17 protein-coding genes are annotated in these 14,210 nt (G+C 61.8%); 6 read left to right on the forward strand and 11 right to left on the reverse strand.

Annotated features, from left to right (window positions below):
- Positions 1 to 65: 65 nt before the first annotated feature.
- The 5 genes from ACFMPD_RS06800 (at position 66) to ACFMPD_RS06820 (ending at position 4,056) form a co-directional block, all read left to right on the forward strand.
- A complete protein-coding gene (locus ACFMPD_RS06800; RefSeq protein ID WP_380993042.1) occupies positions 66 to 941 on the forward strand; it encodes a TIGR01459 family HAD-type hydrolase in 876 nt (291 codons plus the stop codon).
- Between the two features lie 102 nt (positions 942 to 1,043).
- Positions 1,044 to 1,487: a MaoC family dehydratase gene (locus ACFMPD_RS06805; protein WP_380993189.1), complete on the forward strand. Its 444-nt coding sequence runs from the start codon at positions 1,044 to 1,046 to the stop codon at positions 1,485 to 1,487.
- A 123-nt stretch (positions 1,488 to 1,610) separates the two neighbouring features.
- Positions 1,611 to 2,543, forward strand: coding sequence for a bifunctional riboflavin kinase/FAD synthetase (locus tag ACFMPD_RS06810; RefSeq protein WP_380993043.1), 933 nt, complete (start codon positions 1,611 to 1,613; stop codon positions 2,541 to 2,543).
- Positions 2,543 to 3,013, forward strand: a complete 471-nt coding sequence (locus ACFMPD_RS06815; RefSeq protein WP_380993044.1) for a YcgN family cysteine cluster protein — start codon at positions 2,543 to 2,545, stop codon at positions 3,011 to 3,013. The genes ACFMPD_RS06810 and ACFMPD_RS06815 overlap by 1 nt, the downstream gene beginning before the upstream one ends.
- Positions 3,013 to 4,056, forward strand: coding sequence for a threonine aldolase family protein (locus ACFMPD_RS06820; protein WP_380993045.1), 1,044 nt, complete (start codon positions 3,013 to 3,015; stop codon positions 4,054 to 4,056). Before ACFMPD_RS06815 ends, ACFMPD_RS06820 begins: the two co-directional genes overlap by 1 nt.
- A 3-nt stretch (positions 4,057 to 4,059) precedes the next feature.
- Here ACFMPD_RS06820 and ACFMPD_RS06825 read toward each other — a convergent pair whose 3' ends face one another.
- Together ACFMPD_RS06825 and ACFMPD_RS06830 are read right to left on the reverse strand one after the other, a co-directional pair.
- Positions 4,060 to 4,866 (reverse strand): alpha/beta fold hydrolase, encoded by an 807-nt coding sequence (locus ACFMPD_RS06825; protein WP_380993046.1) that lies wholly within the window; start codon positions 4,864 to 4,866, stop codon positions 4,060 to 4,062.
- 5 nt (positions 4,867 to 4,871) lie between these two features.
- Positions 4,872 to 5,474: a 2-hydroxychromene-2-carboxylate isomerase gene (locus ACFMPD_RS06830; protein ID WP_380993047.1), complete on the reverse strand. Its 603-nt coding sequence runs from the start codon at positions 5,472 to 5,474 to the stop codon at positions 4,872 to 4,874.
- A gap of 105 nt (positions 5,475 to 5,579) precedes the next feature.
- Between ACFMPD_RS06830 and ACFMPD_RS06835 the strand changes: the two genes are divergently transcribed.
- Positions 5,580 to 6,599, forward strand: coding sequence for a ribose-phosphate pyrophosphokinase (locus ACFMPD_RS06835; RefSeq protein WP_380993048.1), 1,020 nt, complete (start codon positions 5,580 to 5,582; stop codon positions 6,597 to 6,599).
- 104 nt (positions 6,600 to 6,703) lie between these two features.
- Here ACFMPD_RS06835 and ACFMPD_RS06840 read toward each other — a convergent pair whose 3' ends face one another.
- The 9 genes from ACFMPD_RS06840 to ACFMPD_RS06880 form a co-directional block, all read right to left on the reverse strand.
- A complete protein-coding gene (locus ACFMPD_RS06840) occupies positions 6,704 to 6,970 on the reverse strand; it encodes an H-type lectin domain-containing protein (protein ID WP_380993049.1) in 267 nt (88 codons plus the stop codon).
- A gap of 85 nt (positions 6,971 to 7,055) precedes the next feature.
- Positions 7,056 to 7,340 carry a helix-turn-helix transcriptional regulator gene (locus ACFMPD_RS06845; protein ID WP_380993050.1) on the reverse strand — a complete coding sequence of 95 codons (285 nt, stop codon included), beginning with the start codon at positions 7,338 to 7,340 and terminating at the stop codon, positions 7,056 to 7,058.
- A gap of 153 nt (positions 7,341 to 7,493) precedes the next feature.
- On the reverse strand, positions 7,494 to 8,195 hold the full coding sequence (locus ACFMPD_RS06850) for a hypothetical protein (protein WP_380993051.1): 702 nt from the start codon (positions 8,193 to 8,195) through the stop codon (positions 7,494 to 7,496).
- 131 nt (positions 8,196 to 8,326) lie between these two features.
- The gene (locus ACFMPD_RS06855; RefSeq protein ID WP_380993052.1) at positions 8,327 to 8,950 is read right to left on the reverse strand and encodes a hypothetical protein; all 624 of its coding nucleotides are present in this window, start codon (positions 8,948 to 8,950) and stop codon (positions 8,327 to 8,329) included.
- Between the two features lie 163 nt (positions 8,951 to 9,113).
- Entirely contained in the window at positions 9,114 to 9,530 is a 417-nt protein-coding gene (locus tag ACFMPD_RS06860) for a F0F1 ATP synthase subunit epsilon (protein WP_380993053.1), read from the reverse strand.
- 11 nt (positions 9,531 to 9,541) lie between these two features.
- Positions 9,542 to 10,966 carry a F0F1 ATP synthase subunit beta gene (atpD, locus tag ACFMPD_RS06865; RefSeq protein ID WP_380993054.1) on the reverse strand — a complete coding sequence of 475 codons (1,425 nt, stop codon included), beginning with the start codon at positions 10,964 to 10,966 and terminating at the stop codon, positions 9,542 to 9,544.
- A gap of 18 nt (positions 10,967 to 10,984) precedes the next feature.
- Positions 10,985 to 11,860: a F0F1 ATP synthase subunit gamma gene (locus tag ACFMPD_RS06870; protein WP_380993055.1), complete on the reverse strand. Its 876-nt coding sequence runs from the start codon at positions 11,858 to 11,860 to the stop codon at positions 10,985 to 10,987.
- 12 nt (positions 11,861 to 11,872) lie between these two features.
- Entirely contained in the window at positions 11,873 to 13,408 is a 1,536-nt protein-coding gene (gene atpA, locus ACFMPD_RS06875; RefSeq protein ID WP_380993056.1) for a F0F1 ATP synthase subunit alpha, read from the reverse strand.
- A complete protein-coding gene (locus ACFMPD_RS06880; protein WP_380993190.1) occupies positions 13,409 to 13,969 on the reverse strand; it encodes a F0F1 ATP synthase subunit delta in 561 nt (186 codons plus the stop codon).
- Positions 13,970 to 14,210 lie beyond the last annotated feature (241 nt).

A 14,210-nucleotide genomic window follows, 5' to 3' on the forward strand; every position in this document is an offset into this window, starting at 1 on the left:
CCCGGGTAGGGGCTTGCGATCTGCGCACGCTGCGCCCACGGTGCGGGTGACAATACGAGGACATCATGACCCAGATCATTTCCGCGCTCACCGAGGTTTCCGACCGCTATCAGGCTCTGTTCGTCGACCTGTGGGGGTGTGTGCATGACGGCGTGCAGGCGTTCCCCGAGGCGGTGGCCGCGCTGCAGGGGTTTCGTCAGACCGGCGGCACCGTGGTGCTGTTGACCAACTCGCCGAAACCCCGCGCCGGGGTGCGCGAGCAACTCAAGCTGCTGGGTGTGCCCGAGGATTGCTGGGACACAATTGCCACCTCCGGTGACAGCGCGCGCTCTGCAATGTTTCTCGGCGCGGTCGGAGAAAAGGTCTGGTTCATGGGAGAAGAGGCGCGCGACGCGGCGTTTTTCGAACCCCTGGCTGTGGTCGAGGACCCGGTCACCATCACCCGCGTGCCGCTGGAACAGGCAGAGGGCATCGTCTGTTGCGGCCCGTTCGATCCGCAGGCCGATCCGGCGGTGAACCGGCCGCAATTCCTGTATGCGAAACAAAAAGGGCTGAAGCTGCTCTGCGCCAATCCGGACATCGTGGTGGACCGCGGCGAAACCCGGGAATGGTGCGCCGGGGCCCTGGCGCGGCTCTATACCGAGATGGGCGGAGAAAGCCTGTATTTCGGAAAACCGCATCCGCCGATCTATGATCTGGCCCGCCGCCGCCTGGCGGCGCTGGAGCGGATGGTGCCGGATTCGGCGATTCTGGCCATCGGCGATGGCATTCATACCGATATTCAGGGCGCGATGGGCGAGGATATCGATTCTCTATTCATCACCGGCGGACTGGCGGCCTTGGAAACCAAAACGTCGCAACAGCCTGATCCGGATGCGCTATCCGCCTATCTGGACAAGGAAAAAACCAATCCGCGCTATGCGATAGGTAAGTTGCGGTGACAAAAATAAAGCTTGATTTTCTGCGCGTGCAAAGTAATAAAGTTGCCAAGCTTGGCGAAAATACAAACTAATATTACCGTGCCGATGACGAAAGAGGACATCATGTTGGACAACCTGCCCCGCGGAACCATCTGCATCGAAGACATCGAGATGGGCATGTCGCGCCATCTGCGCAAAACCGTGACCGACGAGGATATCGAGATGTTCGCCGCGGTCTCGACCGACCGGAACCCGGTGCATCTGGACGATGACTATGCGCGGGACACGATCTTTCAGGGCCGCATTGCCCATGGCATGTTGACTGCCGGGCTGATCTCGGCCGTGATCGGCGAGCAGCTGCCCGGGCATGGCACCGTCTATATGGGCCAGTCGCTGAAATTCCTGGCCCCCGTGCGTCCCGGCGATACGGTCTATGCCGAAGTCACGGTGATCGATATCGACATGTCCAAGCGGCGGGTCAAGCTGGACTGCATCTGTTCGGTGGATGGCAAGAAGGTTCTGATGGGCGAGGCCGTGGTGCTGGCTCCCAGCCGCAAATTCGACTGATCCGGCGGCGCAATCGCCCCTGACGGGAGAACCCATGTGCCGATGCGCCTGCTGGCGGTACGGTTGGCAGGACCAGATAATCCCGCCCTTGCGCGCAGCCACGGACAAAGCTACGCAACCGACATGCGGATCGTGCGGGACTATCAGTTTGTCGAAGCTCAGGATCGCGGCGCCAGCGTCGCGATCGGCAATTTCGACGGTGTTCATCTGGGACATCAATCGGTGATCGAGCTGGCGCGGCGGGCGGCCCCGGACGCACCGCTGGGGGTGCTGACCTTCGAGCCGCACCCGCGCGAATTCTTCGCCCCCAACGCTCCGCCCTTTCGCCTGATGGGGCGCGAGGCCCGCACCCACCGTCTGGAAAAGCTGGGGGTTCAGCGGCTCTATGAACTGGCCTTTAACGCCGGGCTGGCCGGACTCAGTCCGCGCGCCTTTGCGCAGAACGTGATCACCGACGGCCTCGGTCTGGCACACGTAGTCGTGGGCGGCGATTTCTGCTTTGGCAAGGGTCGCGCCGGCAATGCCGAGGACCTGGTACGGTTCGGCGCGGAAATGGGATTTGGCGTCACCATCGCACCGCTGCTGGAAAGCCGGGACAACACCGTATCTTCGACCGCCATTCGCCGGGCGCTCAGCGATGGGCAGCCGAGAAAAGCCGCCGAGATGCTGGGGCACTGGCACCGGATCGAAGGCCAGGTGATCAGCGGCGAACAACGGGGCCGCGATCTGGGCTTTCCCACGGCCAACATGTCGATCGAGGGGCTGCATCCGCCCGCCTTTGGCGTCTATGCGGTGCTGGTCGACGTTCTGGACGGCCCGCATGCCGGCAGCTATCAGGGTGCCGCCTCGCTGGGGGTGCGGCCGATGTTCGGCGAGAACCGGCCAAATCTGGAAACCTATCTGTTCGATTTTGTCGGTGATCTTTATGGCGCCACCCTGTCGGTGGCCCTGATAGAACATCTGCGCCCAGAGCAGACCTTTGGTGACCTGCCGGCCCTGGTGGCGCAGATGACGGATGACTGTGCCAAGGCCCGGACAATTCTGGACGCTTTGTGATGGCCGATCCGATCGACCGCCAGGGACTGGCCCACCGGTACTGGGAACGCAAATCCCTGAACCGACTGACCCAGCAGGAATGGGAGGCACTGTGCGACGGTTGCGGAAAATGCTGCCTGAACAAGCTCGAGGATGAGGACAGCGGCGAGGTGGCGTTGACCCGCGTTGCCTGCCGGCTGCTGGACGACACGACCTGCCGTTGTGCGCAATACGATATCCGCCATCAATTCGTTCCCGAGTGCATCGTTTTGCGCCCAGACAATCTGGATCAGCACGCCTATTGGATGCCCGCAACCTGCGCCTATCGCCTGTTGTGGGAGGGCCGGCCGCTTTTTGACTGGCATCCGTTGATTTCCGGAACGCCACATTCGGTGCATCGCGCCGGCGTGTCCGTGCAGGGCTGGACTGTGCCGGAGTTCGAAACCCCGGAAGAAGAATGGGAAGATCACATCATAGAGGAACCGATCTGATGCATTTCGCCTCGGACAATTCCGGCCCAGTGCATCCGCAGGTGATGCAGGCGCTGTCGGCAGCCAATGACGGGCATGCCATGGCCTATGGTGCGGATGCGCTGATGGACGAGGTGCGCCGGGGTATCCGCGCCCTTTTTCAGGCACCAGATGCGGCGGTCTATCTGGTGGCCACCGGCACCGCCGCCAACGCGCTGGCGCTGGCGACCCTCACCCGGCCCTGGCAGACCGTGTTCTGCAGCCCGGTCGCCCATATCCACGAGGATGAGTGCAACGCGCCGGAATTCTTCTGCGGCGGCGCCAAGCTGACGTTGGTGCCCGGCGGCGACAAGATGACACCGCAGTGCCTGGCCGACACCATCGCCCGCGAGAACACCCGCGGCGTGCATGGTCCCCAACGGGGGCCGGTGTCGATCACCCAGGCCACCGAACGCGGCTCGGTTTACGGATTGGCCGAATTGCGGGCTCTGACCGCCATCGCCCGGGCGCATGAGCTGCCGGTGCACATGGACGGCGCCCGCATGGCGAACGCGCTGGCGCGGCTGGATTGTTCGGTCGCCGATATGACCTGGCGTGCCGGTGTGGATGCGGTCTGTTTCGGCGGCACAAAGAACGGGCTGATGGGCGCCGAGGCGGTGGTGATCTTTGATCCCGCGCTGGCCTGGGAGTTCGAGCTGCGCCGCAAGCGCGGTGGTCACCTGTTCTCAAAGCATCGGTATCTGTCGGCACAGATGGCGGCCTATCTGCGCGACGATCTTTGGCTGGACATGGCGCGCGCGGCGAACGCCAATTGCGACCGTCTGGCAGCCGGGTTGCGCGCGGCCGGGGCGCGGTTCGTGCACCCGCCGGATGCCAACATGATTTTTGCCGCCTTTCCCCGCGTCGTGCATCAGCGCCTGCACGACGCCGGCGCTGTCTATCACCTGTGGGATGGCACGCTGCAGGGGGATGATCCACAAGAACCGTTGACCGCGCGGCTGGTCTGTGACTGGTCGACCGGTGCCGACCAGATCGACCGGTTCCTGTCGCTGTTCCCGCAATGAGGTCTAAGCTGCGGCAGCGGTAAAGAACGCCCGCAGATGGTCTGCGGCTGCGTCTGGATGGGTGATCGGCAGCATGTGCCCGGCGCCGGGAACAACGCGGCATTGGGCCTGTGGCAGGCGATGCGCCAGACCATCATGGATCACCTTGACGATCGGATCGCTTTCGCTGCCGCGCAGCAGCAGCACCGGCATCCGCACGCGGTCCAGTGCGCCGGGCCGCAGCAAACCGGAATGGTCGCCTAAAAGGGCCGCATTGCTGGATGGCACCACGTGGATGCCCCGGATCATTGCGGCCCGTGCCGGCTCGGACAGGTCGGGCCAACGCGGCGCGCCGCCGCCCCACCTCCGGTTGAACAGGCGCGCGGCCAAGGCGTCATCGCCGGTTTCAAAGGCGGCTGTCACGGGCGCCATGGTGCGGGTGTGCCGCGCCATCGCCGTGGGATCGTCCCGGGCGGCGACGGCAAAGAACACCGGCTCGATCATTGTAAGGCTGCGTACGCGATCCGGCATCTCTGCGGCCAGCCGCAATGCGACGACGGCCCCAAAGGAATGGCCGACCAGGTCCATCGGTTGCGTCAACAGGGGCGCGACCGCCTGCACCATCCGGTCCAGAAAGTCCCCCTGTCCATCCCAGTCCGGGCTGCGCCCGTGGCTCAGCATGTCCGGCGTCACAAGGGTCGTCTGGTCCTGCATCAACCCGGCCAGGCCGCGCCAGGCGCCGGAATGGGCGATGGTACAGTGCAGGCCCAGGATCTGCCGGGGACCCGATCCGAAACGGCGCGAAAACAGCGACTGGGGCGGCGCATCCATCCGGCTCAGGCCCCGGCTTCGCTCAGATGCAGGTCCAGGTCCGCAAGCCGGTCCTGTCCCCAGAACCGGTGGCCATCCGATGTCAGATAGAACGGCACGCCAAATACTCCGCGTTCGACGGCCTCGTCGAGGTTTCTTGCATAGGTCTCGGCCCCTTGCAGCAGGCCGCTGTCGGCCAGGGCGGGATCGAACCCGGCGGCCTGCAGGCAGTCGCGGATCACCGCGTCATCGGCGATGTCTTTTTCTTCGGCCCAGCAGCCGCGCAGAAAGGACTGGACCAAGCCGCCCAGATCGCCGCCGCCAGCGGATTGGGCGGCAATCACCGCATAGGCGGATGGCGCCATGTTGGTCGGCCAATGCGCCGGCTTCAGGTTGAACGGCATGTTCAGCTTCTTGGCCTGCCGTTTCAGTTCGATGGCGCGATATTCCAGACGTGACGGGTGCCGGTCGGGCAGGGCAATCCCGCCGGTGCGGGAAAACAGCGCCAGCAGATCCAGCGGCTTGTAGGCAATGGTCGCGCCATGTTTGGCGGCGATCCGTTCCAGCCGGTCGCCCGCCAGATAGGCATAGGGTGACAGAGTCGCAAAAAAGTAGTCGATGTCCGCCATTTGCCGAAATCCCCCGCCAATTTCTTTGCGTGACGGTAAGGGCATGCTAAGCGGTGTCAACATCTCGAATCTGTCAAAATCCCTAGCTGACCCGGAACCCTCGCCATGCCGACACTGACCGAACCCAAGCTGATCGCCGGGAACGCCAACCTGCCTCTGGCCAAAGGGATTGCCAAGCGCATGACTATGCATCGCGGCGTGCATACCGGTCTGGTGGATGCCCGGGTCGAGCGGTTCAATGATGGCGAAATCTTTGTCGAAGTGTTCGAGAATGTCCGCGGCGAGGACATGTTCATCATCCAGCCGACTTCGAACCCGGCCAATGACAATCTGATGGAACTGCTGATCATGGCCGACGCGCTGCGCCGGTCCTCGGCGGCGCGGGTCACCGCCGTTCTGCCCTATTTCGGCTATGCCCGTCAGGACCGCCGCACCAAAGCGCGCACACCGATTTCCGCCAAGCTGGTGGCCAACATGCTGGTCGGCACCGGGATCGAACGGGTTCTGACGATGGATCTGCACGCGGCGCAGATTCAGGGTTTTTTCGACATTCCGGTCGACAACCTCTACGCCAGCCCGGTCTTTGCGCTGGACATCAAGACCCATTTCAAGGGGCAGATGGACGACCTGATGGTGGTCTCGCCCGATGTCGGCGGCGTCGCCCGGGCGCGCGAACTGGCCAAGCGCATCAATTCGCCTCTGGCCATCGTCGACAAGCGCCGCGAAAAGGCGGGCGAAGTGGCCGAGATGACGGTGATCGGTGATGTACAGGACAAGATCTGCCTGATCGTGGATGACATGTGCGATACCGCCGGAACCCTGTGCAAGGCCGCCGAGGTGCTGCTGGAGCAGGGCGCGCGCGAGGTGCATTCCTATATCACCCACGGCGTGATGAGCGGCCCGGCGGTCGAGCGCGTGACCGGCTCGGTGATGAAATCCCTGGTCATCACCGATACGATCCAGCCGACGGCGGCGGTGCAGGGTGCGGCCAATATCCGCATCGTGCCGACTGCGCCGGTCTTCGCCCAGGCGATCCTGAACATCTGGAACGGCACCTCGGTCTCGTCGCTGTTTGACGATGCGACGCTGACGCCGATTTACGAGTCGCTTTACACGGCGGCCTGATCAGATCTCTCGTGTCGCCATAATCACAATTGCCAGTCATCCTTGTGGGCCAGCGCGCCCATCGCCGTCCATGCCACCCGGATACGGGCCACGCGGGTGTCTGATCAGGTGCGGAACACAATCTCGACCCCCTCGGGTGTCACGTTCTGCGCCGCCAGTTCGGCCCGAATGGGGGCCGATGTGTCTACGTCCCACAGCGAGACCGCCAGTTGCACCGCAGGAGCAGCGAGAAAGGCCTCGCTGAACCGCACCGTCTGGCTGCGCTCGCGCCGGCCCTCGCCGGTCCACATGGCCCCCCCGTCCTGAAACTCGGAAAACAGGGCGACCTCGCCCTGTTCGATACCGATCAGGTGTGTCTCGATGCGTTTCATGTATGGGCTCACGTCCTCGGAGAAGTCCGAAAGATTCCTATCGCTGTACAGGCGTCCAAAATCTTATAGGCCGAAACGCCGCGGATCAGAATGCCAGTCGGTTTACCAGCGCTGCAAGTTGCGCCTGGCCGTTCAATCCGGTGTTTGCGTAGACCGACTTTAGTTGATTGCGCAGGGTGTGCCGGCTGACACCGGAGGATTCGGCAATCTCTGAAACGGTTTGACCATCGGCAATCGCAATCGCCTGTTCCGCGTCGGTCAGGCCGTGCAAATTCCGCAGATGTCTGCACACCGATTGACGGTCGAGATCCGTATCCATCAGGACAAGCATCGCAACCGGGGCCCCCGGTGGCGGCATCATGGCGGCCACGGGGGGCAAGTCCGGGTCGTGAATAACGGGTATTGCGTTGCCGCTACAGGCTGGTCGACACCGGCGAGGACGACAAAACCGGTATTGCCAGGATCATGGGTCAGACGATTGATGCCGACCATGCCGGCCTGCAGGTTTTTCCGCGCATTGGCATCAACTGAATTCCAGCGCGCCACAGCGGTCCTGCCACAGCCCGGCGTGCCGCTTGAGCGCCGATGCGCCCGCGGTATTGCAAAAGGTCTCGCGACCGCGCGGATCCAGCAGGAAGATCGAGTTGCGCATTCGGTTCAATGCCTCGGCATATGACACGTTCTCGAAGGCCTGCCCCAGCAGCGACCGCTGCACTTCGAATGCGCGCCGGATATGCGGCGCCAGCAATCGCAAGGTTCCGATCAGACGAGGTGTCGTTTTGTCTTCGCCCTTAAGTCGCACGGGGCCGCTGATGACAAGTATCCTGCCGTCATCGTTGAACAGTACACCGCCGCCGCCACTGCCGATGGGTTCCGGCCGCGAAAGAAAGTCGTTGTAAAACTCGCAGGACAGAAACTCGTTGCGACGTATCCAGTATTGAGAATTGTGAATACCCATCACGGGCGTGTTGAGAAGAAGGGCGGGATAGGGGTTCACGGCCGCGAAATAGTTGGCGTATCCGACCATCAGATCGTCTGGGTATCGCGTGGTTATTTCGCCCAGAGACAGTTTGGCCTGTGTGTCGTAGCCGTAGATACTCAGATACGCGCCATCGACATGGGCATCCAGCGCCGCCAGAAATTCGGGCCAACGCGCGGGGTCATGACCCGCCTGGTAGGCCAAACCGACCAGGTGGCCGGATGTTTCCAACGTTAGACCGTGCATGGTCAATTTCTCGTCTGCCTCCTCCGGCAGTCTCTCTATGTGATCGCTACTTTAGCCACTTGCGTCAAAGTTGCAAAATTGACCCGGCCACTCCTGCGAATGACCGGGCCGACCTAAACCAAATTTACTGGTCATGAAATTTCGAACTTGCGGCGGCGCAAACCCAGCAAGGCCACAAGCGCGCCGCCCAGCAGCACCGCCGTGGCCGGCAAGGGAACAGGAGTGGGTTGCGGGTCGGGCGGCACCAGTTGCCAGTTCTCGACATCCGCAACAAACAATAAACCAGTTGCCAATGGGGCGCCGGAATTAAGTTCAACGGTGACGTCAGCGCTGCCTGCAACTTGCAGCCAGTCCAATTCGATAGGCCCGCCTGTTACCGTGACCTGGACCCGGCCGCTGGTCACAACCCCCGCATAGGATGGGCCGAAACCGATGTTCCCGTATTTTGAGGAAAGGCTGTTGTTGACGACATCGGATGCCATTTCGGGCCCGGGCGGACCCGCGATTGCGTCTTCCAACAGCGTTGTGTGCAGCGTTGTGCCTGGACCCTGCCCGCTGGTGCCAAAGAAACCATAATATTGTTGCATGTAAAACGGGCTGTCGATGGACAGGATCGGAAGGTGGTTGGAACTGGACGGGCCGGCCGTCGAAAACGAATAGGTGCCTTCGTAGACATTACCGGGCAGGAAGGTCACCGCGCCGGCGGAACCGGTTGCAATAAACAAAGACGTCAAAAAAATTAATAGTTTGCGCATACTAAATTCTCCTGTGAGCGGCGGCCCCCCCATGGCTCCTCTGGTTTCATCCCATTGATCCGATTGTAAAAAATGAGGCACGGCGGGGCATGACCCATCTGGGTTATGCGCACAAAAAAAGGCCCCGGAAACCGGGGCCTGAATTCTTGCTGATGTGGCGCGATCAGACTTTGATGTGATCGCCCAGGGCAACCATGTCCGCCAGCAGTTTGGCGGCATCGTCGACCATGCCCGGCTCATTCTTGAACTGTTCCTTGGCCGCCTCGTGCGCGGCCTGGGCATCCTCGATCAACTCGTCGATATGCGCCCGCGTCACATCGTTCAGCGGAATCGCTTTCTCGGCCAGAACCGACAGGCTGGTGGCATTGATCTCGGCAAAGCCACCGGACACGACGTATTCTGCCGTGCTGTTGGGGCTTTCCACCCGCAGCACACCGGGGCGCAGCGTGGTGATGATGGGGGCATGGTCGGGCATTGCCGTCATGTCGCCATCCGCACCGGGGATCTGGACCGCGCTGACCTGCAGCGAAGCCAGGCTTCGCTCTGGGCTGACTAGGTCGAATTGCATTGTATCTGCCATCAGGCTGCTCCTCAGGCTGCGTCGGCGGCCATTTTCTCGGCTTTGGCGATCACTTCGTCGATGCCGCCAACCATGTAGAAGGCGCCCTCGGGCAGGTGATCGTATTCGCCGGCGACAACGGCCTTGAAAGAGGCGATTGTGTCTTCCAGCGGCACCTGCACACCGGGCGAACCGGTGAACACCTGAGCCACGTCAAACGGCTGGGACAGGAAACGCTGGATTTTCCGGGCGCGGGCCACGGTCAGCTTGTCCTCTTCGCTCAGTTCGTCCATGCCGAGAATGGCAATGATGTCCTGCAGCGACTTGTAGCGCTGAAGGATCTGCTGAACGTCGCTGGCGACCTTGTAGTGCTCTTCGCCCACAACCGCCGGGTCCATCAGACGCGAGGTCGAGTCCAGCGGGTCCACCGCCGGATAGATGCCCAGTTCCGAAATCGCCCGCGACAGAACGGTCGTGGCGTCCAGGTGTGCAAACGAGGTTGCCGGCGCGGGGTCGGTCAGGTCGTCCGCAGGCACGTAGATGGCCTGCACCGAGGTGATCGACCCGGCCTTGGTCGAGGTGATGCGTTCCTGCAGGGCGCCCATGTCGGTGGCCAGGGTCGGCTGATAGCCCACAGCCGAGGGGATACGGCCCAGCAGGGCGGACACTTCGGAACCGGCCTGGGTAAAGCGGAAGATGTTATCGACAAAGAACAGAACGTCGGTCCCGGACTGGTCGCGGAACTGCTCGGCCAGGGTCAGGCCGGTCAGGGCGACGCGGGCACGGGCTCCCGGAGGCTCGTTCATCTGACCGTAGACCAGGGCCACCTGGGATTCTTCCAGGTTGTCCGGCTTGATGACGTTGGATTCGATCATCTCGTGGTAGAGGTCGTTGCCCTCGCGGGTCCGTTCCCCGACGCCTGCAAAGACCGAAAAGCCCGAGTGCACTTTGGCGATGTTGTTGATCAGTTCCATGATCAGAACCGTCTTGCCCACGCCGGCACCACCAAACAGGCCGATTTTACCACCCTTGGAATAGGGGGCCAGCAGGTCGACCACCTTGATGCCGGTGACCAGAATCTCGGATTCGGTGGACTGTTCCGAAAACGCCGGTGCATCCTGGTGGATGGCACGTGTATCGGTCGCGTTGACCGGGCCGCCTTCGTCCACGGGCTCGCCGACGACGTTCAGGATGCGGCCCAGGGTGGCGTTGCCCACCGGAACCATGATCGGGCCGCCGGTATCGGTCACTTCGGCGCCGCGCACCAGACCTTCGGTGGCGTCCATCGCGATGCAGCGTACCGAGTTCTCGCCCAGGTGCTGGGATACTTCCAGAACCAGGTTCTTGCCGTTGTTCTCGGTGTTCAATGCGTTCAGAATTTCGGGCAGATGGTCGTCGAACTGCACGTCGACAACAGCGCCGATGACCTGGGTCACTTTGCCTTTTGCGTTTGCCATATATTTGTCTCCGGTTCTTTAGAGCGCTTCAGCGCCCGAAATAATTTCGATAAGCTCGTTGGTGATCACGGCCTGACGCGAGCGGTTGAACTCGATGGTCAGCTTGTCGATCATCTCGCCGGCATTGCGCGTCGCGTTGTCCATCGCGGACATGCGCGCGCCCTGTTCGCTGGCGCCGTTTTCCAGAAGCGCGGCAAAGATCTGCGTTGTGACCCCCCGCGGCAACAGGTCGGCCAGAATGGCGTTCTCGTCCGGTTCATAGTCGTAAACCGTGCTGGCACCGGCATTCTCGGGCGCCTCGAAAGCCGCCGGAATGATTTTTTGCTCGGTGGGTTCCTGGGTGACCACGTTGACGAACTTGGAGTAAAAGATCGTGGCAACGTCGAACTCGCCGGCATCAAAGCGCGACAGAACGTCCTTGGCAACACCCTGGGCGTCGGCATAAGACACGCGCTTGATCTCGGTCAGGTCCACGTGGCCGACAAAGTTGTCCGCGAAATCCCGCTTGAGCTGATCCCGCCCTTTTTTGCCGACCGTCAGTATCTTGACCGTCTTGCCGGCGCGCACCAGCGTTTCGGCCCGGATACGGGCCAGCTTGGCGATATTGGTGTTGAAACCGCCGCACAGACCGCGTTCGGCGGTCATGACGATCAGCAGATGCACCTGATCGCTGCCCGTACCGCTGAGCAGTTTGGGCGCGGAATCAGAGCCTTCGACCGAGGCCGCGATCTGCCCCAGAACGGCGTTGAACCGTTCTGTATAAGGGCGCGACTGTTCGGCACTTTCCTGCGCGCGGCGAAGTTTCGCCGCGGCAACCATTTGCATGGCTTTGGTGATCTTACGAGTGTTCTTGACACTCTCGATCCTGTTTTTCAGGTCCTTGAGGCTTGGCATGTGTCAGGCCCCTTACGCGAAATCAGCGGCGTATTCGTCGAGAGCTGCTTTGATTTTGTCCTCGGCCTCACCCTTGATCTTGGGATCTTCGTCGGTGATGAACTTGAGCAGATCGGCATGTTTGCTGCGCAGATGCGCCAGCAGACCGGCCTCGAAACGACCGACGTCACCAACCGGCAGCTTGTCCAGATAGCCCTTGGTGCCGGCATAGATCACGCAGACGATTTCAGCGTTGGTCAGGGGCGAATACTGCGCCTGTTTCATCAGCTCGGTCAGACGGGCACCCCGGTTCAGCAGCTGCTGGGTGGCGGCGTCCAGATCGGAACCGAACTGGGCAAAGGCGGCCATCTCACGATACTGCGCCAGTTCCAGCTTGACCGGGCCGGCGACCGACTTCATCGCGTTGGTCTGGGCCGAAGAGCCCACGCGAGACACCGACAGACCGGTGTTCACGGCCGGGCGGATGCCCTGGAAGAACAGTTCGGTTTCCAGGAAGATCTGGCCGTCGGTGATCGAGATCACGTTGGTCGGAATAAACGCCGACACGTCGCCGCCCTGGGTTTCGATGATCGGCAGCGCGGTCAGCGATCCGGCACCGTTGTCCTCGTTCAGCTTGGCCGAACGTTCCAGCAGGCGCGAGTGCAGATAGAAAACGTCACCCGGATAGGCTTCACGTCCCGGCGGACGACGCAGCAGCAGCGACATCTGGCGATAGGCGACGGCCTGTTTGGAGAGGTCATCATAGATGATCAGTGCGTGGCGGCCATTGTCGCGGAAATGCTCGGCCATCGCGGTTGCGGCATAGGGCGCCAGGAACTGCAGCGGGGCCGGGTCGGACGCGGTTGCGGCCACGACGATCGAATAGTCCAGCGCGCCGTTCTCTTCCAGCTTTTTCACCAGCTGGGCAACGGTCGAACGCTTTTGGCCAACGGCGACATAGACACAGTACAGCTTTTTGGACTCGTCCGGGGCGGCGTCGTTATAGGATTTCTGGTTCAGGATGGTGTCCAGCGCCACGGCTGTCTTGCCGGTCTGACGGTCACCGATGATCAGTTCCCGCTGGCCGCGGCCGATCGGGATCATGGCGTCGACGGATTTCAGACCGGTTGCCATCGGCTCGTGCACCGACTTACGCGGAATGATGCCCGGTGCCTTGACGTCGGCCACGCCGCGCTTGGCGGCCTTGATCGGACCCTTGCCGTCCAGCGGGTTGCCCAGACCGTCGACAACGCGCCCCAACAGTTCGTCGCCAATCGGCACGTCCACGATCGAGTTGGTGCGCTTGACGGTGTCGCCTTCCTTGATGTCCCGGTCGCTGCCGAAGATCACGACGCCGACATTGTCGGATTCCAGGTTCAGCGCCATGCCCTGAATGCCACCGGGGAATTCAACCATTTCGCCGGCCTGAACGTTGTCAAGGCCGTAAACCCTGGCGATACCGTCGCCGACGCTCAGGACGCGGCCAACTTCGGCCACTTCGGCTTCCTGACCAAAGTTCTTGATCTGGTCCTTCAGGATCGCAGAAATCTCTGCAGCTTGGATTCCCATTTATCCGACCTCTTTCATTGCATTCTGGAGGGAGTTGAGCCGCGAGCGGATCGACGTATCGATCATCTTCGAACCCACTTTGACGACAAGACCGCCGATGAGGCTTTCATCGACGGTCGCATTTATGGTGACGGTCTTGCCCACGCGCGCCTTTAGCGTGCTGGCCAGTTTCTCGGACTGCGCCTTGGTCAGCGCCTTGGCACTGATCACGTCGGCGGTCACTTCGCCGCGCTGCTCGGCCAGCTGCGTGCGCAGGGCGCTTATCAACTGCGGCAAGACGAACAGACGGCGCTTTTGCGCCATCAGTCCCAGCGACTGGGTCAGCACCGGGGCCAGGTCCATCTTTTTGGCTACGGCCGAAATCGCCTTTTCCTGCGCGCTGCGGGAAATTACCGGTGAATGTATCAGACTGCGCAGATCTTCGCTGTCGGCCAGCGCGGTTGCCAGATCGTTGATACTGGTTTCCAGGCCGTCGAGGTTCTTGTTCTCTTGCGCGATCTCAAAAATCGCCTTGGCATAGCGCGCAGCTATGCCCGCGGAAATCGAAGCTGGTTCGGACACGTCCACCCTTCCGATATTTGGCCCCGGTTTGCCGCATTCAGCGCGGTCTCCGGAGGCGTGAGTTAGCCCTGCGTTGGCACAAGGCGTCAAAATCAGCGTGGATCTAGCAGAGCCCACCTTCGCCCGCAACATACTATAGCGCAAACGGACCTTTGGTTTTTGCGATGTAATTCAAAGGCTTGGTAAAAGTGCGACCCTTTGCGCGTCTGCCGATCGGGCAAAAATGCACAGATTTTGCGTG

This window comes from Sedimentitalea sediminis (assembly GCF_042687825.1).
Taxonomy (GTDB): domain Bacteria; phylum Pseudomonadota; class Alphaproteobacteria; order Rhodobacterales; family Rhodobacteraceae; genus Sedimentitalea.